Source organism: Nonomuraea pusilla (assembly GCF_900109355.1).
In the GTDB taxonomy this organism is placed as follows: domain Bacteria; phylum Actinomycetota; class Actinomycetes; order Streptosporangiales; family Streptosporangiaceae; genus Nonomuraea; species Nonomuraea pusilla.
Map to the genome: position 1 here is coordinate 16042 of NZ_FOBF01000013.1, position 17687 is coordinate 33728.

Here is a 17687-nt window from a genome sequence, read left to right on the forward strand (position 1 = left end):
AGCGCTCACGTCGACACGGGCGCGCCAGCTTTCCCTCGATCCAGGGCCTCGGCCACTCCCCCACCAGCAGCTCCATCGCCCAGCGCCGTGGGCACCCCCTCTCCCCTTCTACTGCCTTAGAGTCAGACGCCGGCCACCCGCTACTCCGGCTGAGGCGGCCGGCTCAGCCTCCGTCTGAGCCACCGTTGTCACGGTGGAGGTGCGCGTCCGTCCTCACCCCTTCGCTCGGACGGCATCAGTCGGCGGGCTTGCCGAACCAGCGCGAGAGGTGGTCGTCCAGGTCCTGCTGGTCGTCGCCGATCCAGGCGACGTGGCCGTCGGGGCGCAGCAGGACGCAGGGGGCGTCCAGGTCCGCGGTGGGATCCGCCAGATGATCGACCCGGTCTGACCAGCCGCCGGCGGTCAGGCGTTCGGTGCGGTCCAGCAGCAGGCCGCGGCCGCGGTGCAGCAGACCGTAGAGGTGCCCCTGTCGCACGCCGACGTCGGGCAGGCGGCGGCCGAGCAGGTCGGGGCCTTCGCCGAAGTCGTAGCGGATGCCGATCGCGGTGATCTTCTCGATCAGATGGCGGTTCACCTCGTCGAAGTCCATCAGTTCGGTGAGCAGCCGGCGCACGGCCCGCGGGCCCGGTTCGGTGGACAGCAGTTCCGTCTGGGCGCGGGTGTTGTCCAGCACGTCCTCGGCGACCGGATGACGTTCGGCCTGGTAGGTGTCCAGCAGCGTTTCCGGCGCCCAGCCGCGGATCTGCGCGGCCAGCTTCCAGCCCAGGTTGAACGCGTCCTGAACGCCCAGGTTGAGGCCCTGTCCCCCGATGGGTGGATGGATGTGGGCCGCGTCGCCGGCCAGCAGCACCCGCCCGACCCGATAGCGTTCGGCCAGCCGGGTGGCGTCCCCGAAGCGAGACGTCCAGCGCGGGGAGTGCACGCCGAAGTCGGTTCCGGCGATGGCGCGCAACTGTTGCTTGAAATCCTCGAGGGTGGGCGGTCGCGAGCGGTCGGTGACTCCCGCGGCGGGAACGACGACGCTGTAGATCCCTCCGCCGAAGGGCCGGAGCCAGAATCGGTGAGGGCTCTCGCGGAGCTCGGCCGCCTTGGCGGCGATCTCCTCCTGCGGCACGCCCACTTCCATCTCGCCCATCAGCGTCTCGGTCCGTGCGGGCTCGCCGGGGAAGCCGACGCCGAGCAGTTTGCGCACCGTGCTGCGCGCGCCGTCACAGCCGATGAGGTAGCGCGACCGCAGCCGTTCCCCGTCGGCCAGCTCGACGGTCACACCGTCGTCGTCCTGCTCGAAACCGGCGACCGCGCGGCCGCGCCGGACCTGCGCGCCCAGTGCGATCGCATGCTCTTCGAGGAGCTGTTCGATGACCGGCTGCGGGATGCCCAGCAGGTAGGCGTACGCGGAATCCAGGCCCTGGGGCGCGGGTTTGGGGATGGCGGCGAAGAAGCCGCCGGCCGGACGCCGTCTTCCATGCCGGAGAACGCGATCAAGCAGTCCGCGCATCGCCATCAGCTCAAGACTGCGGATATGCAGACCGACTATGCGGACGTACGACGCGGGCTCGGTCTCCTTCTCCAGAACGAGTACCCGAACATCGTGCAGCCGCAGTTCGGCGGCGAGCATCGCGCCGGTCGGCCCGCACCCGGCAATGATCACATCGAAGACGAGGGGCGGGCGATCGGCGGCGGAGGCCGGCGACCTGAGAACTCCGGGGACGTCCGCCGTGGAGTCGTGCCCGGCGGTGATCTGCTGAGAGTGCATTGGTGGTGCCTTTCGGGAGTGCCTTGCCGGCGAGGCGCTCCCGGCGACACCTACGTCAGTCGCCCGGCCGTGACGGGAAGGGGGAGCACCCACATCGATACAGCGTTCATGGGTCTCACCTCCTCGGGCGGCGTCACGGTCCACTGCAAGGTACAGGCCCGGTCATCATCCCGTCCATCGCATTTCCAGCCACGTGGTGGGCGGGTGTTCACCAGCTGATTCCGGCCGCCACGGGCAGGTGGTCGCTGCCGGTGGCAGGCAGCACCCACGAGCTCTCCGCCTTCACGCCTCTGACCAGGATCTGGTCAATCCGCACCACCGGGAACCCCGCCGGCCAGCTGAAGCCGAAGCCGTGCCCGGCCACGTCCTGGGCCGAGCGCAGCCGCGAGGTGACGGCGGCGAACGCGCGGTCGTCGGTGGTGCCGTTCAGGTCGCCGAGCAGCACCACCCGCTCGTTCCGCTCGGCGGCGACGGCCTCGCCGAGCGCCTGCGCGCCTCTGTCCCGCGAGTCCGTCCAGAAGCCCGCTGTGAGATTCACCCGGGCGGACCCCAGGTGGGCCACGTACACCGCCAGTGGACCCCGCTTCGTGGCCACCGTGGTGCGCAGCGCCCGGTTGTAGGCCAACTTGACGTCGGCGGGCTTGGTGTCCGCCAGCGGCCCGTAGTCCGTCCTGATGTCGACCGGCCGGGTGGCCGACAGCGGCAGCTCGCTCCACAGCCCGACCGTGCCCTGCACCGTGTGGTACGGGTACGCCTTCGCCAGCTCCTTCTCGTACGTGCCGCGGGCCTGTTCGGTCAGCTCCACCAGGGCCAGCACGTCCGCCCCTGAGGCGGCCAGGGCGCGGGCGGCGCCGGCCGGGTCGGGGTTGCCCGCGCCGACGTTGTGGGCGGCCACAGTGAGGTCGCCGCCCGGCCGGGACTTGTCGCCGAGCAGCCCGCCGAAGAGGTTCAGCCACACCGTGACCGGCAGCAGCAGCGCGGCCGCCGCGGAGGCGGAGCGGCGCCACAGCGCCCCGGCCAGCAGCACCGGGACGAACAGGCCGAACCACGGCAGGAAGGTCTCCACCAGGCTGCCGAGGTTCCCGATCCGGTTCGGGATCTTCGCGTGCAGCAGCATGACCAGGCCCAGCAGCAGCGCCGACGCCGCGAGCACCAGGCCGCGCCTCCAGGGGCCCGGCCGGGAGTCGGCGCGTGCCGCCCGGCCGGGCGCCTCACGGCGGCCGGCGGCGCCCTGCCCGGTGTGCGCCGTGTCCGCCGGCGTCATCGTCCGTCCTCGCGCACCGCCGGTCACCGCCGCGTCCTCGGGTCCTGGGTGGGGTCGGCGTACATGCGCGGACAACCACGATCGATCGCACGGGTGCGCAGTTCGTAGTGCCAGGGTTCGTTCCTGTAGATCTGGCACAGCCCGTACTGGGCACCATGTTCCGACAGCCACGCCGTCGCGTCGGAGCGCCCGATGTCGACCGCGTTCCCCGACACGTGAGGGGACGTCGCCGGGGTGGCCACCCATCGGGCGGCCTCGTCCTCGGACCCGTACTTGGAGACCGCCTCGCGACGAAGCCGATTCTGGTACTCGGGGGACCGCCAGCCGCTGTTGACGAAGAACGTGACGCCGTCGTCCTCGGCGTCCGTCGCCGCCCGGCGGAGTGCCTTGAGCAGGCCTGGGTCGAGGTTGGCCACAGCCGGAAACTCGTCATCGAAGACCGTCACGCCGTCGGGGACGACGCCGTCGGCCTCACCGGCCCTACCCCGGTGCTCACTGGCGGCCGAGGAGTCCGGGGGCTTCGGCCCCTGGGAGCCGCAGGCTGTCGTGATCATCGCCACGACGGCGGTCAGGCCGACGGCGGGGAGCCGGCGGATCCGGCGAGTCCGGTGGGTCGTTGTCCGTGCTGATCGTGGGGGTCGGCGCATGCCGCCAGTCAAGGCAGCGTGGTGTTGCCGGCGCGTATGTGCTTTTCGATACGCCGACGAAACACGCCGGCTTCTAGCATCACCCGCATGCGCGTGTTGATTGTCGAGGACGAACGCTACATGGCGGAAGCCATCCGCGACGGCCTGCGCCTGGAAGCGATCGCGGCCGACATCGCGGGTGACGGCGACACCGCTCTCGAACTGCTGAGCGTCAACACCTACGACATCGCCGTCCTCGACCGCGACGTCCCCGGGCCCTCAGGTGACGAGATCGCCCGGCGCATCGTCGCCTCCGGCAGCGGCATGCCGATCCTCATGCTCACCGCGGCCGACCGCATCGACGACAAGGCCTCCGGGTTCGGACTCGGCGCCGACGACTACCTCACCAAACCGTTCGAACTCCAGGAGCTCGCGCTCAGGCTCAGAGCGCTCGACCGCAGGCGTGCCCACAACAGGCCGCCCGTGCGAGAGATCGCGGGGCTGCGGCTCGACCCGTTCCGCCGCGAGGTCTACCGGGACGGCCGCTACGTCGCGCTGACCAGGAAGCAGTTCGCCGTGCTCGAAGTCCTCGTCGCCGCCGAAGGCGGTGTCGTCAGCGCCGAGGAACTCCTGGAACGCGCGTGGGACGAGAACGCCGACCCGTTCACCAACGCGGTGCGCATCACCGTCTCGGCACTGCGCAAGCGTCTCGGCGAACCCTGGATCATCGCCACCGTGCCGGGCGCCGGCTACCGCATCGGCCCGCAACCGGAGGCCGGACACGAGGGAGCGGACCATGGATAGGCCCCCCGGGTTGAGCGTCCGTTTCAAGCTCACCCTCAGCTACGCCGGGTTCGTCATGCTTGCCGGCGCCTTGCTGCTCGCCGCCGTGTGGGTGTTCCTCCTGCAATACGTCCCCGACGACTGGAACCGCCGGATGCTCTACGAGAACCCCAACCGGCAACTCCTCCTGCACACCTTCGCCCCTGCGGCGGCCGCCGTCATGGCGTTCCTGCTGGTCTTCGGGCTCCTGGGAGGATGGCTGCTCGCCGACCGCATGCTCGCCCCCCTGACCCGCATCACCAACGCCACCCGCATGGTCGCGAACGGATCGCTCTCCCACCGGATCCGGCTGCCGGGCAGCAAGGACGAGTTCCGCGAACTCGCCGACGCCTTCGACACGATGCTCGCCCGGCTCGAAGCACACGTCGCCGAACAGCGGAGATTCGCGGCCAACGCCTCACACGAGCTGCGGACCCCGCTCGCGACCTCGAAGGCGCTTCTCGACGTGGCCCGCACCGATCCGAACCACGACACCGGCGAGCTCATCGACCGCCTCCACGCCGTCAACACCCGGGCGATCGACCTCACCGAGGCACTGCTCCTGCTCAGCCGCGCCGACCAGCGGTCCTTCACCCGAGAGCCCGTCGACCTGTCCCTCCTCGCGGAAGAAGCCACCGAAGCGCTCCTCCCCCTCGCGGAGAAGCGTGGCGTCACCGTCGAGACCTGGGGCGACATCACCCCCACGACCGGATCGCAAGCGCTCCTGCTGCAGCTGACCACGAACCTCGTGCACAACGCGATCGTCCACAACCTGCCAGCGCGGGGCGCCGTGTGGGTGAGCACCAGCGTCCGCCCCGAGACGGTGGTGCTCACCGTCGAGAACACCGGCGAGAAGCTCACCCCGGAGCTGGTCTCGACGCTCACCGAACCGTTCCAGCGCGGCACCGAACGCGTCCGCACCGACCACGCGGGCGTCGGCCTCGGCCTGGCGATCGTCAAGACCATCGCCCACGCGCACGACGGGACACTCACCCTCACCCCGCGCGCCGCCGGCGGCATCCGCATCACCGTGGAACTACCCGCGATGGCCCCGCACGCCGCGGCTCCGTCCCGTCATCGGTGGTAGCGCCGGGCGATCACGTTCAGACAGGGACCTCGAATATCAGCTCCAGCCCGTCCACCTCGTCCCACTGCTCCCCGACCTCGACGAAACCGAATCCGGAGATCGTGGCCAGGGACGCGGTGTTCTCGGGGCTGATCGTCACCCTCGCCGTCCTGACGCCGGATTCGGCCGCGGCCCGGCGCAGCAGCTCGGTCAACATCGTCCTGGCGTACCCCTGACGGCGGTGGCCGGGAGCCACCGAATAACCGATCTCCACCATGCCCGCCTCGTCCGGTGGCCCATGGAACCCGGCATACCCCACCACGACGCCTTCGGGCTCGGCTACCACGGCCCGGGTGAGCCACCCGGCGCTACCCGGATCCGAAGCGAGCTGGTTGACCCGGTACCGCCAGACCCACTTGGCCTGATCGGTGAGGAAGTACTCCGTGAGCTCGACTCCTGCCTCGGCACTGGCCCGGGCGAGGTCGTCGTCCAGCAGGGCGGTCATGGCAGCGCTCGTCAGGTCGACGAATCTCACTGTCTTCAGACCCGCGGAGGGCCGGCGTTCACACTCGTCTGTCACAGCGTGGATGATCGTCGAGCGCCCCGGACCGTGTCCAACGGTTTTCGGAACGGCCGATCGGCGCGCGAGCCGCGCACCACCGGGCCGGAGACCGCCAGCGGGATGGCGAGCTCGGTCTCGATCGTTGGCACGTCGAGGGCCTCTCAGCGAGGTTTCGGGAGGTGTGCCGTGGCCAGCCAGCCGCGGCCGGCGGAGGGGCGGGCGGGATCGAACGCGGGTGGAATCGGGCGTTCGCAGGCGGCCGCGGCCTCGGCGATGTCCGTCACGGCGGGCTGCCAGCCACGGCGGGCAAGCCAGGCATCGAGGTTCTCGGTGGGGCCGCCGCGCCACAGGTCGACCAGCTCGGCGGAGATGTCCGCGCGGGCGCTGCGGAGCAGCTCGGAGTCCTTCATGTGGTCCAGGGCGAGCATGCTTGCCGGAGCGGAGAGGGCGGTGATCCGGTCGAGGAGCAGGTCGGCGGCTTCGGGCGGAAGCGCGTACAGGATGCCCTCGGCCAACCAGGCGGCCGGCCGCCCAGGGTTGAAGCCGGACTCCGTCAGCGCGCGCGGCCAGTCCTGGCGCAGGTCGGTGGCGACCTCGACGCGGTGGCACGCGGCGGTCGCGCCGCGGCTGTCGAGTACGGCTGCCTTGAAGGCGAGCACGTCGGCGAAGTCCAGTTCGAAGACCTTGGTGCCGGGCGGCCAGGCGAGTCTGAACGCGCGGGCATCCATGCCGCACGCCAGCAGGACCACCTGCTCGCATCCTCGTTCGGCGGCTTCCAGTAGCGCGCGATCGAGGAACCGGGTGCGGACGGCGACCTGTTCGGCCATGACCTGCAGGAAACGTGCGGTCGCCGCAGAGGCCCCGGCGGCCCAGGGGCTGAACGCCGGATCGACGGCCTGGAGGAAGTGCCGTGCGTAGGGGTCGTCGAACAGCCGGTCCGGTCGGCTGCTCTCCTGGGCGCGCAGGAGAGCCACGCCCAAGGCGGTCGCGCCGATTCCGGCCAGGCTTTCGGGGACGGTCGGTTCTTGTGTCACGGGGTCGTCCAGCTCCTCTTCTTGACAGGCGGGGTCACGGGCGGGCTCCCAGGGCGCGGAAGTAGTCGCTCACGGGTGCGAAGTCGACGCTGTCGCCGCGGAAGCCGACGTACTTGTCCGGGCGGATCAGGTACAGGCTGGGGCGGCGCACGCCGTAGCGGTTGTGCGCCTCACTGCGCAGGTCGGCGAAGACTCCGTCCAGGGGGTCGTGCGGCAGGTGGCAGCGGGTGATGACATGGACCTCGCCGTGCCCGGCCATCGCCTCGCGTGCGGAGGCATGCCAGGCGGCCAGGGTGGCGGAGTCCGTCGTGTCCGCCGCGAACAGGACGAGGTGGTGGCCCGGCGTCCGGAGGATGTGACGGAGCGCCACCGGCCCCTCACGGTTCTCCACGTAGACGTCCCGCATCAGCTCGCCGGCTTCCGGCCCGGTGCAGGCGACGTCGCTCCACGCCCTGGCCTGTGATTCGTGCCATCGTTCGAAGACGAGGTCACTGTCGCGATAGTGGACGAGGTGTTCGCCGAAGGCGTTCGACAGCCGCTGCTGTACGGGGTTGAGCCGGCCGAACAGGCGCAGCGCGTGCCGCCTGGCTCTGCGGGCGACCAGTGTGCTGCCTGTGGCGGCCTTCGTGGTGGCCGAGGTCGCCTCGACCACGGCCTTGACCACGGGCCGGCGTTCGGCCTCGTAGCTGTCCAGGAGGGACTCCTCGGCGCGCCCGGTGACGACGAGCGCGAGTTTCCAGCCCAGGTTGTAGGCGTCCTGCATGCCCGTGTTCATGCCCTGGCCGCCCACCGGGCTGTGGCTGTGCGCGGCGTCGCCGGCCAGGAGGATCCGGCCTTGGCGAAGCCGGTCGGCCAGGCTCTCGCGGGCCACGAACGACGAACTCCACTGCAGGTCGCGTACGCCAGAGTCCAAAGGCGTGCGTTCGGCGACGTAGGCGGCGAAGTCGTCCAGCCCTGGGCTCTGCGGCGGCCGGTCGTCCGGCGTGCTGGCCAGGATGCGCCAGTAGCCCCCGACCATGGGGAAGACCGCCACGAGGCCGGACTTGCCGAAGTAGACATGGAAGCGGTCCCGCGTGAGCGGCCAGTCCACGGCGACGTCGCCCAGGATGAACCCCCGCTTCAGGTCGGCCCTCTCCCGGGTGATGCCCGCCGTCTCACGCACGGTGCTGTGGGCGCCGTCGGCGCCGATCAGCCATCCGGTTTCGCACCGTTCGCCGCGGCCGTCCTCGTGGCCGAGTTCCACGCCGACACTGTGCTCGCCGGCCTGCTGCCCGACGAGGCGGGTGCCCCATTCGATGGTGACTCCGAGTTCCTCGGCGCGCTCGCGCAGCAGCGCGACCGTCTGCCACTGCGGGATGCACAGGTCCAGCGGGAACGGGGAGTCCACGGCCGTCACGTCCATCTCGGCCAGGGCCGTCGTGCCCTGGTAGAAGTTCAGCGTGTGCAGCGGGACGCCTCGTTCGATGGCGGCTTGGGCCAGCCCGAGATCGTCCAGCATCTCCAGCGATCTCGCCACGATCGACACCGCCCGGCTTTCCCGGTGGTCAGCGCGCCCGGCGTCGATGATCCGTGGGATCACTCCCCGCCGTGCCAGTTCGATGGCCAGCACCAGGCCGGTCGGCCCCGCGCCGACGATGAGAACGTCCGCTTTCGTAGTCACAAACCCACCCTCTTAGAACGAATGATCGTTCTTTTTAGAAGAGCATGATCCTCCGATCGTCGTCAAGAGCGAACGTTCTTCCCTATCGGGCGGCTTGCGCGGGCGCCGACATCAGGGCTCGCATGCCGCTCCTGAAGGTCGCCGAATCCGCGTGGCCGTACACCGCGCGGCGCACCAGGAACCCGTCGACCAGAGCCATCAGGACATCGGCCACATGCTCGGCCGGGACGTCGGCGGGAAGCAGTCCGCGCTGTTGATGCCGCGCCACGAGGCCGCCGACCACGCCGCGAGCCTCGGCCATGACCTCCTTCAGTTTCGTGCCCAGCGACGGCGATCGCAGAGCCTCCGACCAGACCTGGACCAGCAGTTGGGCCGACTCCTGCGATCCGGACAGCGGCGGGCGCTCGACCCCCAGCACGAGATCGACGATGTCGTCCAGATCCGGCGGCCGCGCGTCGCCCTCCGCCTCGAACGCCGACGCGACCTCGGCCAGAGCCTCGGCGGCGGTCGCCGCGATGATGTCGTCCTTGCTCTTGAAGTAGCGGTAGACGGCCCCGGCCGACAACTCGGCCTCGGTCAGCACGTCCTGCATGGACGTGGCATGGAAGCCGTTGCGGATGAAGCAGCGCCGGGCGGCGTCCAGGATCTGGCGGCGGCGGGCTTCGAGGTGCTCCTTGGGCATGCGTGCCATGGGATCACAACGTAGAACGAACATTCGTACTTGACAACTTCGCCGCCCCTCTCATAGAAAACGAATGTTCGTTCTGTTTACTGTGAAAGGTCGCACCATGTCGTTTGCCGCCAGCGCCCTGAGCGCTCTGGTCGCTCTCGTCTTCCTGCTCGCCGGCGCCCAGAAGGTCCTGTTACGGGATCCCGTGACGGCCAACCTGCTCAGGCTCGGCGTCGGCTCGACGATGACCCGCTCGATCGGCACCCTGGAGATCGCCGGCGCGCTCGGGCTCGCGGCCGGCCTCTGGTTCAAGCCGCTCGCCGTCGCGGCCGCCGCCGGTCTCACGCTGCTGTTGATCGGCGCAGTGGGATTCCATCTCCGCGCCCGCGACTTCGCGCACCGGCGCCACCGCTCCCACGCCGTGGCGCCCGTGGTGCTGGCCGTGGTCACCGGAACCACCATGGCCTTGTCGCTCGCGACTTCCTGAGCGAGGAGCGCGGTGACAGCACCGCTTCGTCGCTTGGGCCGCATGGACTGAACGCCCAGTTCAGCCCAGGGGACGTCGGGGTGGCGGCTGGAGCCATTCGGGCCAGTCAATCGGTTGCTGCTCGCCCTCCCTCCGATACCCCACATCGGCCGCCTGCAGGGCGACCACCACGGCGAGGACCGCGACGAACGGCGATCATGCTCGTTCGGGGCTCATGACACATTTCTTACCGTCACCCCTGGAACGGCTGGCACCGGTCGTGTCCGGTGCCAGCCGTGGTGATCTATGGCTTGCTTCCGGCCAGATCGGGTTCCTCCGCCCAGACCCGCCCCATCGCGGTGAGGAGTTCGGGACGGTCCCGCTCGATCCGGACCAGATAGGCGACGCCGCCGAGCACCCAGGCGACGATGAGGAACAGCGCGATCCGGTTCGGGCCGTCGGGCAGGGGCACCAGTTGTCCGTAGATCGGCAGCAGGAGCAGCAGCGCGGCGACCGCGGGGATCACCCCGTGCTTCAGCGCGGAGAACTCCGCGCGGTGCTCACCGCGGTAGAAGCGGATCAACGCGATCGACATCAGGATGTAGATGACGACCATGGCGACGCCCACGATCGTGCCCGCGAAACCGTACACGCCGAGGGGGCCGATCCAGACGCCCGCGACGAGCGCGAAGGCCGTCGCGAAGAGCATGTAGGCGGCGATCGCGGCCTGGGGGACGTGCCGGTGGTCGACGGTGCCGAGGCGGCGCGGGAAGAACCCTTCACGGCCCATCGCGAAGACGACCCTGACCATCGCGGTGACGCCCGAGATCAGGTTGGCGAACTGGCTGTTGAGCACGGTCAGCGCGAGCAGCCAGCCGACCCCCCAGAACTTGTCCATGAGCGTGTTCCACGGCGCCGGGTCGGCGGCCAGCGCCTGCGCGCCCGACCTGCCGAAGCCGATCGAGGCGGCGTACCCGGAGAGCGAGTAGAAGGCGCCGATGGCGAGCACCGCGGTGAACAGGGCGATGGGGATGGCCCGGCGGGCCGATCGGGCCTCCTCGCCGAGGGTTCCGGCCGACTCGAAGCCGATGAACATCAAGATGCCCCAGAGCATGCCCTTGCCCAGGCCGCCCAGCCCGCCCGCAGACTCGGCCGGATCGAACGGGGCCAGGGAGAGCCCGTCGGCGCCGCCCTTGCCGAAGATGACGCCGAAGAGCGCGAGCAGCACGCCGAGTTCGAGCACCAGGAAGATCAGTGCGGTCTTGGCCGACTGGGAGACGCCGAGGGCGCTGATCCCCCAGATGATCGCCGAGAAGACGATCGTCAGGATCCACCACGGCACGGTGAGCGAGAGGTACTGGGCCAGGAAGTCGGCGGTGAAGGAGCCGATGGCGGCCAGCAGCATCGGGCCGACCATGCCGTAGGCGAGCACCAGCAGCCAGCCGGACAGGAAGCCGCCGCGGCGGCCGAGCCCGTGGGTGTTGAAGGTGTAGGCGAAGCCGGCGGTCGGGAGCTTGCGCGCGAAGGACGCGATGACCGACGCCACCAGCAGGCAGACCAGCATCGCCAGCAGGATCGCCAGCGGCAGGGCGTACCCGGCGGCGGACGCGGCCAGCGGGGTGTTGAAGAACACGCTGGTGGCCGGCCCCATGAAGGCCATCGAGATGACGGCGGCCCCGACGGCGCTCAGCGCGCCGCTCTTCAGGCCGCGGGGAGTGGAGTCCAAGGTGACCTCCTGTGAGAGGACGCGGCTTCAGGCCACGCCGTGGATGGGACGCCCTTCGGCGTCGTGGCTCCCCCGCAGATCCAGGTCCCCCGACCTGATTCCGGCGACCGCCCTGGTCCGGCCCCTGGTCACGAAGACCTGCGGCCGGAAGCAGAAGACGACCGTGTCGCCGGGGCGCACACCCCGCGCGTTCTTGATGGCGCAGTAGTAGTGGATGGCTCCGTCGGGCGCCGTCTCGACCTCGTACTCGCGCAGATCGGGCCCCACCAGCGCGGTGAGGCGGTACTCCCCCAGGACCTTGTCGATGTAGTAGCCGGCCGCGAAGACGTAGGCGTCGCCGCCGTCCAGGTGGGAGACCTCGCTCACGTAGACGATGACCGGTACCTCGGGCTGGGTGTCGTCGAAGACGTGCAGCGGCGTGGTTCCGTGCAGGCCGTTGCCCGGTTCGACGTGCGTGGCGCCGTACGCGGCCTGCCGCTCGAACGTGCCGGACGAGGTGGTGCCGGGGGCGTTGACCTGCGTGATCGTGAATCCGGCCGCGCGGAGCCGCTTGGCGGCCTCGACCAGGGTGGCGAAGTTGCGGGTCGGTTCGATCGTCCGCGTCTCGGCGGAGGCGAGCATGCACGGGAAGTTCGTGACGCCGGTGACCGTGACGCCGTCGAGGGCCTCCACCCGCCCGGCCGCCTCCTCCACGGCGCCGATCGGGAAGCCGCCCGCGTGTCCGAAGTAGTAGCGGTCCTCGGGGCCGCGCACGCGCAGCAGCACCGGCTGGACGCGACCGGCGCGCGCGGCGGCGGAGCCGATCCTGGCCGCGGTCTCCTCGGTGAAGACGGTCACGACCTCCGGGCCGGCCGCGACGACCGCGTCCTCGGCGCCCAGGTGCGGCTGGACGAGGTGGCCGACGTGCCCGACGCGCGTTCCGGCCCGCTGGACCGCCTCCATGTCCTGCAGGTCGACGCAGACGGCGCGCTCCAGGCCGGCCGACGCGATGGTGCGCAACGCGTCCGGGTTCCGGCCGAACTGCTTGGACATGACGTACAGGCCCAGGCCGTGCCGGCGGGCGGCCTCGACGGTGATCTCGGTGTTGGCCCGCAGGCCGTCGAGGTCGATGAGGTAGGTGTTGGCGGACAGCCGGCCCTCCCGGTGCAGCGTGACGGCCGCCTCGGCGAGTCTCGGGTTGGTCCTAACCAGCCTGCGCAGGAACATGGCTCTCCTTCGGCGTCAGCCGTACGGTGGGGATGGGGACGTCCACGCCGATCGCGCGGTGGGCGGCGCCGAGCGCCGCGACCAGGGCGCCTGCCGCGCCGGCGGGGTCGCCCAGCGCGGAGGCCACCACGGACGGCGGTTCGGGCGTGAGGTCGGTGAGGGAACGTTCCAGTTCGGCGTGCCAGGCGAGCATCGACGAGCTCACGCCGCCGCCCAGCACGATCACCTCGGGTTCGTAGGCGACGGTCACCAGGCGCAGCAGCGTCTCCAGGGCTCCCCTGGCCTTGTCCCGCAGCCCGGGATGGAGGTCGCCGGCGAGGATCTCGGCGGGGGTCGCCCTCGGCGCCCTGTCGGTCAGGCCCTTGCCGGAGATCGCGTCCTCCAGGGTGCCGTCGGCGTACGGCAGGGCGCCGAACTCGCCGACCGCGCCGGTGCGGCCCGGCAGGGGCTTGCCGTCCAGCTGGACCGAGACGCCGAGACCGGTGCCGATGGTCACCATCACCGCGTCGCGGCGGCCGTGCGCCGCTCCGGCGTGGAGCTCGCCGATCAGCGCGCAGTTGGTGTCGTTGTCGAAGGCGACCGCGCCGGGGACGGACGCGGCGACGGCCTCGGTGAACGCGGTGCCTTCGATCTGCGGAAGGTTCGGGGCGCTCCTGACCGCGCAGGTGGCCGGGTGGACGGCTCCGGGCAGGCCCACGGTGGTGTGGGTGATGCGGCCGGGGTGTCCGGCGGCGAGCGAGGCGAGCGTCTCGGCGAGGAAGGCCGCCACCTCCTTGGCGTCGCCGCCTCTGGGTGTCGCGGCGCGGTGTCCGGCCAACTGCCTGCCGGTGAGGTCGGCGAGGAGGAACCGCGTGCTGGTGCCCCCCATGTCGATTCCGGCGACCAGGCCGGCGTCCGCCGCGAGTTCGAGCGCGTGCGGCTGGCGGCCGGGACCGTCGGTGGGAAGCGGCCCCGACTCCTTGATCAGGTTCTCGGCGAGCAGGTCCTCCACCACCCGAGAGACGGTGGCCTTGCTGAGCCCGGTGCGCTTGGCGACTACCACCCTGGACGCTCTGCCGTCACTGAGAAGAACGCTCAGGACTGCGGCGCGGTTGACCCGGCGCGCATCACGGCTCTCCACGCGGCCCTCCAATTAGTTTCAGACTGAGACGAATAGGTGAGAGCTTTCTACTGGACGGCTCCTATCCCGGTCAAGGGTCTGTCCCGAATTCGGCCGGTCTCTGACTGCGCGACGCCGTCATGGCCGTCGCGCCGCCGTGCTGGAGGCCGCCGCGTCGATGCCACGGCCGAGCTCGAACGGCGCGGCGTTCGCGGGCGGTTGGCCCTACGATTCGGCTGACCGATCCTCGCGGAGGCCTGAGGGTTTCCGAAGGTCGGCCGTCGAGGACGAGAACGCCGAGGCGGCATACGGACGACCCGAAGGGAGCAGCACGTTGGAACACCTCGTCGCCCGTCTGTGGCGGCTCATCCGCGGCCCGCTGCAGTGGCGGCTGCTGTGGCTGTGGCACGCGAAGTTCATGGTCGGGGTGACGGGCGTCGTCCGCGCCGCCGACGGGCGGGTGCTGCTCCTGCGGCACCGCCTGTGGCCACCGTCGCGGCCGTGGGGGTGCCCGACCGGCTACGCGAACAGATCCGAGCGATTCGAGGACACGGTCGTCCGGGAGGTACGCGAGGAGACTGGCCTGGACGTCAGGGTGGGGCGGCTCCTGCGGGTCAGGAGCGGATACCGGCTGCGGGTGGAAGTGGCCTACGAGGCGGAACTCACCGGGGGCACCCTCACCATCGACCCCGTCGAGATCCTGGAGGCGAAGTGGTTCTCGCCGGACGACCTCCCCGAGGGGGTGCAGGAGTCGCACAGGCTCCTGATCCAGCAGAGCACCGGAACGGCCGCCGCCTCGTAGCCGGGGCCGGCGACCGGCCAGGCCGGTGAGGACGATGCTCGCCGGCGCCGGTCCCGCCATGGCGCGACCTCCGGTGGCGCGGCCGGCGGAAGGCATGCACGGTCCTGGCGTTCCAGGTCAGGATCTGGGGGCGCGACGACCGGCCCTCGGGCAACCTGCTCAGGTGAACGACGTCCTCCTCCGTCCCCAAGGAGCGCCCGTGCTCGGATCCGCCCTCCTGTCCGTCACCCTGCCTGTCACCCTGGCCGCGCCCATGCTCGTCGCCGTGGCCGGGCCCGCCGAGTCGGCGCCCGCCGTCCCGTCGCGGCTCCCCGCCGATGACGCCTTCCAGCAGGACTGCCTCAAGGCGCACAACGCCTATCGCGCCTGGCACGGCGTGCCGCCGCTGCGGACGTCCCCGAAGATCGCCGAGGTCGCGCAGCTCTGGGCCCAGCGACTGGTCGAGACGCGGAGCTTCGAGCATTCCCCACCGGCAGAGCACAGACGACGCGGAGTCAGCCCAGCGCTGGACAGGTGGCTGGAGGCCGTGGGAGACAGCCAGTACGGGGAGAACATGAGCTCTTTCGGGTCCGCCATGCCTGGCAGGGTGGGTTCCTGCGCCGACGCCGTGAAGGGCTGGTACGGGGAGATCTCGGTCTACGACCACGACGCCCCCGACACCATCGAGAACGCCCGCAAGGCAGGCCATTTCTCTCAGGTGGTGTGGAAGTCCTCGACCCAGTTGGGTTGCGGCCGGGCCACCGTCACGGATTCCGGCTGGCTCAAGACGTACATCGTGTGCAACTACAGCCCGGCCGGCAACAGGCCGGGGGAATTCCGGTCCAACGTGCCTCGGCGCGGCACCGCGCCGTTCAGGGGAACGGAAGGAAGTAGATAATCCGGAATGGAACCAATCGGTAGACTGCGGGGATGACTGCCATGGCACCCGCTCGCACAGAACCGGACCTGTCGTTCCTGCTCGATCGTGCCGGTCACGTGCTGAGAACCCGGATGGCGGCCGCGCTGGCCGAGATCGGGCTGACCGCGCGCATGCACTGCGTGCTCGTTCACGCCCTGGAGGAGGAGCGCACGCAGATCCAGCTCGCCGAGCTCGGCGACATGGACAAGACCACCATGGTGGTCACCGTCGACGCCCTGGAGAAGGCGGGCCTGGCCGAGCGTCGCCCGTCCAGCACGGACCGGCGAGCCCGGATCATCGCGGTCACCCCGCAGGGCGCGGAGGTGGCCGCGAGAAGCCAGGCGATCGTCGACGGCGTGCACAGGGCGGCCTTGGACGCACTCCCCGAGGATGAGCGGGAGGTGCTGCTGCGGGCGATGAACCGCCTGGTCGCGGGGCATCTGGCGACCCCTGTCGAGGCGCCGCAACCGGTGCGGCGGGCGCGACAGAGAGCCTGAACAGATCCGCAACAGATCGTCTACAACAAAACTATCTGCTACGGTCTCTCCTGTCCCTCTACGGAGCAGGAGAACAGCCATGTCACCTACCGCCCCCCGATCGCGCGCGCTGGCACTCACCGTGCTGTCGGCCGCGATGCTGATGACCGTCCTGGACGGCAGCATCGTCACCGTGGCGATGCCGGCCATCCAGCGAGACCTGGGCTTCTCGCCCGCCGGGCTCAGCTGGACCGTCAACGCCTACCTGCTCGCCTTCGGCGGGCTGCTTCTGCTGGCCGGCCGCCTGGGCGACCTGATCGGCCGCAAGGTCGTGTTCCTCGCCGGGAACGCGGTCTTCACCGCCGCGTCGTTCCTGGCCGCGGCGGCGACCGGGCCGGGCGTGCTGATCGCGGCCCGGTTCCTGCAGGGCGTCGGCAGCGCCATGGCTTCGGCCGTCACGCTGGGCATCCTGGTGACGTTGTTCACCGGGGCCGAGGAGCGGGCCAAGGCGATCGGCGTCTTCAGCTTCACCGGCGCGGCCGGCGCCTCGATCGGCCAGGTCCTGGGCGGGGTCCTGACCGACGCGCTCAGCTGGCACTGGATCTTCTTCATCAACCTGCCCGTCGGGCTGGCCACGATCGCGGCGGCGATCCGGGCGCTGCCCGGTGACCGCGGGGCCGGACTCTCCGGCGGGGCCGACGTCATCGGTGCCGTGCTGGTCACCGGCGGCCTGATGCTGGGCATCTACACCGTGGTCAAGGTCGAGCAGTACGGCTGGCTCGCGGCCCACACCCTCGGCCTCGGCGCGGCGTCGCTGGCCCTGCTGGCCGCGTTCGTCTGGCGTCAGGCGACCGCCCGGACGCCGCTGATGCCGCTGCGGATCTTCAGCTCCCGCAACGTGTCCGGCGCCAACCTGGTGCAGATCCTCACGCTGTCGGCCATGTTCGCCTTCCAGATCCTCGTCGCGCTGTACATGCAGAAGGTCCTCGGCTACGGCGCGCTGGAGACCGGCCTGGCGATGCTGCCCGCGGCGCTGGCCATCGGCGGGGTGTCCCTGTTCGTCTCGGCCCGGCTCAACACCCGCTTCGGGGAGCGGGCCGTCCTGCTGGCAGGCCTGGCACTGCTGCTGGCGGCGATGGGCTGGCTGACCCGCGTACCGGTGCGCGCCGACTACGTGACCGATCTGCTCCCGGTGATGCTGCTCATCGCGGGCGGCGGCCTGGTGCTCCCGGCACTGACCTCGCTCGGCATGTCCGGCGCCAGAGCCGATGACGCGGGCCTGGCCTCCGGGCTGTTCAACACCACCCAGCAGATCGGCATGGCCTTCGGCGTCGCGGTCCTGTCCACTCTGGCCGCCACCCGCACCGAGCGGTTGCTGGCCGAGGGCCAGGGCCAGGCGGCCGCGCTGACCGGTGGCTACCACCTGGCCTTCGCCACCGCCGCAGCGCTGCTCGTGGCCGCCTTCACCCTCGCGTTCCTCCTGCTGCGCCAGCCCGAGCAGGACGCCGCCGCCCGGCCCGCGGCCCGGCTCGACCCGGCCGCCTGACCGCCCCT

17 protein-coding genes are annotated in these 17687 nt (G+C 70.7%); 7 read left to right on the forward strand and 10 right to left on the reverse strand.

Features of this window, described 5'->3' with window-relative positions; translation table 11 throughout:
* Positions 1–235: 235 nt before the first annotated feature.
* The 3 genes from rox to BMX74_RS25250 form a co-directional block, all read right to left on the reverse strand.
* The gene (rox, locus tag BMX74_RS25240) at positions 236–1756 is read right to left on the reverse strand and encodes a rifampin monooxygenase (protein WP_091103207.1); all 1521 of its coding nucleotides are present in this window, start codon (positions 1754–1756) and stop codon (positions 236–238) included.
* Between the two features lie 208 nt (positions 1757–1964).
* Positions 1965–3020, reverse strand: a complete 1056-nt coding sequence (locus BMX74_RS25245) for an endonuclease/exonuclease/phosphatase family protein (RefSeq protein WP_091103209.1) — start codon at positions 3018–3020, stop codon at positions 1965–1967.
* Between the two features lie 23 nt (positions 3021–3043).
* A complete protein-coding gene (locus BMX74_RS25250) occupies positions 3044–3574 on the reverse strand; it encodes a M15 family metallopeptidase (RefSeq protein WP_218154039.1) in 531 nt (176 codons plus the stop codon).
* 180 nt (positions 3575–3754) lie between these two features.
* Between BMX74_RS25250 and BMX74_RS25255 the strand changes: the two genes are divergently transcribed.
* Both BMX74_RS25255 and BMX74_RS25260 read left to right on the forward strand, forming a co-directional pair.
* On the forward strand, positions 3755–4450 hold the full coding sequence (locus tag BMX74_RS25255; protein WP_091103211.1) for a response regulator transcription factor: 696 nt from the start codon (positions 3755–3757) through the stop codon (positions 4448–4450).
* A complete protein-coding gene (locus BMX74_RS25260) occupies positions 4443–5555 on the forward strand; it encodes a sensor histidine kinase (RefSeq protein WP_177227509.1) in 1113 nt (370 codons plus the stop codon). Before BMX74_RS25255 ends, BMX74_RS25260 begins: the two co-directional genes overlap by 8 nt.
* 16 nt (positions 5556–5571) lie before the next feature.
* On the opposite strand, the gene BMX74_RS25265 is transcribed toward BMX74_RS25260, so the two are convergent.
* The 4 genes from BMX74_RS25265 to BMX74_RS25280 form a co-directional block, all read right to left on the reverse strand.
* Complete coding sequence (locus BMX74_RS25265) at positions 5572–6039, reverse strand: GNAT family N-acetyltransferase (RefSeq protein ID WP_201784459.1); 468 nt, start codon at positions 6037–6039, stop codon at positions 5572–5574.
* Positions 6040–6257: 218 nt separating this feature from the next.
* Positions 6258–7130, reverse strand: a complete 873-nt coding sequence (locus tag BMX74_RS25270) for an SAM-dependent methyltransferase (protein ID WP_218154040.1) — start codon at positions 7128–7130, stop codon at positions 6258–6260.
* 34 nt (positions 7131–7164) lie between these two features.
* Complete coding sequence (locus tag BMX74_RS25275; protein ID WP_091103214.1) at positions 7165–8790, reverse strand: FAD-dependent monooxygenase; 1626 nt, start codon at positions 8788–8790, stop codon at positions 7165–7167.
* 82 nt (positions 8791–8872) lie between these two features.
* Positions 8873–9472, reverse strand: coding sequence for a TetR/AcrR family transcriptional regulator (locus BMX74_RS25280; protein ID WP_218154041.1), 600 nt, complete (start codon positions 9470–9472; stop codon positions 8873–8875).
* A gap of 73 nt (positions 9473–9545) precedes the next feature.
* Between BMX74_RS25280 and BMX74_RS25285 the strand changes: the two genes are divergently transcribed.
* On the forward strand, positions 9546–9947 hold the full coding sequence (locus BMX74_RS25285) for a DoxX family protein (protein ID WP_218154042.1): 402 nt from the start codon (positions 9546–9548) through the stop codon (positions 9945–9947).
* A gap of 283 nt (positions 9948–10230) precedes the next feature.
* On the opposite strand, the gene BMX74_RS25290 is transcribed toward BMX74_RS25285, so the two are convergent.
* The 3 genes from BMX74_RS25290 to BMX74_RS25300 are packed head-to-tail and all read right to left on the reverse strand — an operon-like array spanning position 10231 to position 13978.
* Positions 10231–11652, reverse strand: a complete 1422-nt coding sequence (locus BMX74_RS25290; protein ID WP_218154043.1) for an APC family permease — start codon at positions 11650–11652, stop codon at positions 10231–10233.
* A gap of 27 nt (positions 11653–11679) precedes the next feature.
* Entirely contained in the window at positions 11680–12858 is a 1179-nt protein-coding gene (locus BMX74_RS25295) for an alanine racemase (RefSeq protein WP_091103219.1), read from the reverse strand.
* Positions 12836–13978 carry an ROK family transcriptional regulator gene (locus tag BMX74_RS25300; RefSeq protein ID WP_256257256.1) on the reverse strand — a complete coding sequence of 381 codons (1143 nt, stop codon included), beginning with the start codon at positions 13976–13978 and terminating at the stop codon, positions 12836–12838. Before BMX74_RS25300 ends, BMX74_RS25295 begins: the two co-directional genes overlap by 23 nt.
* Before the next feature lie 313 nt (positions 13979–14291).
* Between BMX74_RS25300 and BMX74_RS25305 the strand changes: the two genes are divergently transcribed.
* The 4 genes from BMX74_RS25305 to BMX74_RS25320 all read left to right on the forward strand — a co-directional run bounded on the left by BMX74_RS25305 (position 14292) and on the right by BMX74_RS25320 (position 17679).
* A complete protein-coding gene (locus BMX74_RS25305; RefSeq protein ID WP_091103220.1) occupies positions 14292–14759 on the forward strand; it encodes an NUDIX domain-containing protein in 468 nt (155 codons plus the stop codon).
* Positions 14760–14958: 199 nt separating this feature from the next.
* Positions 14959–15636, forward strand: a complete 678-nt coding sequence (locus BMX74_RS25310) for a CAP family protein (protein ID WP_177227510.1) — start codon at positions 14959–14961, stop codon at positions 15634–15636.
* 32 nt (positions 15637–15668) lie between these two features.
* Positions 15669–16154: a MarR family winged helix-turn-helix transcriptional regulator gene (locus BMX74_RS25315; protein ID WP_055502082.1), complete on the forward strand. Its 486-nt coding sequence runs from the start codon at positions 15669–15671 to the stop codon at positions 16152–16154.
* Positions 16155–16233: 79 nt separating this feature from the next.
* Positions 16234–17679 carry an MFS transporter gene (locus BMX74_RS25320; RefSeq protein ID WP_091103223.1) on the forward strand — a complete coding sequence of 482 codons (1446 nt, stop codon included), beginning with the start codon at positions 16234–16236 and terminating at the stop codon, positions 17677–17679.
* Positions 17680–17687: the final 8 nt, after the last annotated feature.

What these genes read in the sequence shown, in the direction of transcription:
- BMX74_RS25265 (WP_201784459.1), bottom strand. Translation starts at nt 6,039, where the DNA reads ATGACCGCCCTGCTGGACGACGACCTCGCCCGGGCCAGTGCCGAGGCA.
- BMX74_RS25320 (WP_091103223.1), top strand. Translation starts at nt 16,234, where the DNA reads ATGTCACCTACCGCCCCCCGATCGCGCGCGCTGGCACTCACCGTGCTG.
- BMX74_RS25315 (WP_055502082.1), top strand. Translation starts at nt 15,669, where the DNA reads ATGACTGCCATGGCACCCGCTCGCACAGAACCGGACCTGTCGTTCCTG.
- BMX74_RS25245 (WP_091103209.1), bottom strand. Translation starts at nt 3,020, where the DNA reads ATGACGCCGGCGGACACGGCGCACACCGGGCAGGGCGCCGCCGGCCGC.
- BMX74_RS25255 (WP_091103211.1), top strand. Translation starts at nt 3,755, where the DNA reads ATGCGCGTGTTGATTGTCGAGGACGAACGCTACATGGCGGAAGCCATC.
- BMX74_RS25295 (WP_091103219.1), bottom strand. Translation starts at nt 12,858, where the DNA reads ATGTTCCTGCGCAGGCTGGTTAGGACCAACCCGAGACTCGCCGAGGCG.
- BMX74_RS25250 (WP_218154039.1), bottom strand. Translation starts at nt 3,574, where the DNA reads ATGATCACGACAGCCTGCGGCTCCCAGGGGCCGAAGCCCCCGGACTCC.
- BMX74_RS25280 (WP_218154041.1), bottom strand. Translation starts at nt 9,472, where the DNA reads ATGCCCAAGGAGCACCTCGAAGCCCGCCGCCGCCAGATCCTGGACGCC.
- BMX74_RS25285 (WP_218154042.1), top strand. Translation starts at nt 9,546, where the DNA reads ATGTTCGTTCTGTTTACTGTGAAAGGTCGCACCATGTCGTTTGCCGCC.
- BMX74_RS25260 (WP_177227509.1), top strand. Translation starts at nt 4,443, where the DNA reads ATGGATAGGCCCCCCGGGTTGAGCGTCCGTTTCAAGCTCACCCTCAGC.
- rox (WP_091103207.1), bottom strand. Translation starts at nt 1,756, where the DNA reads ATGCACTCTCAGCAGATCACCGCCGGGCACGACTCCACGGCGGACGTC.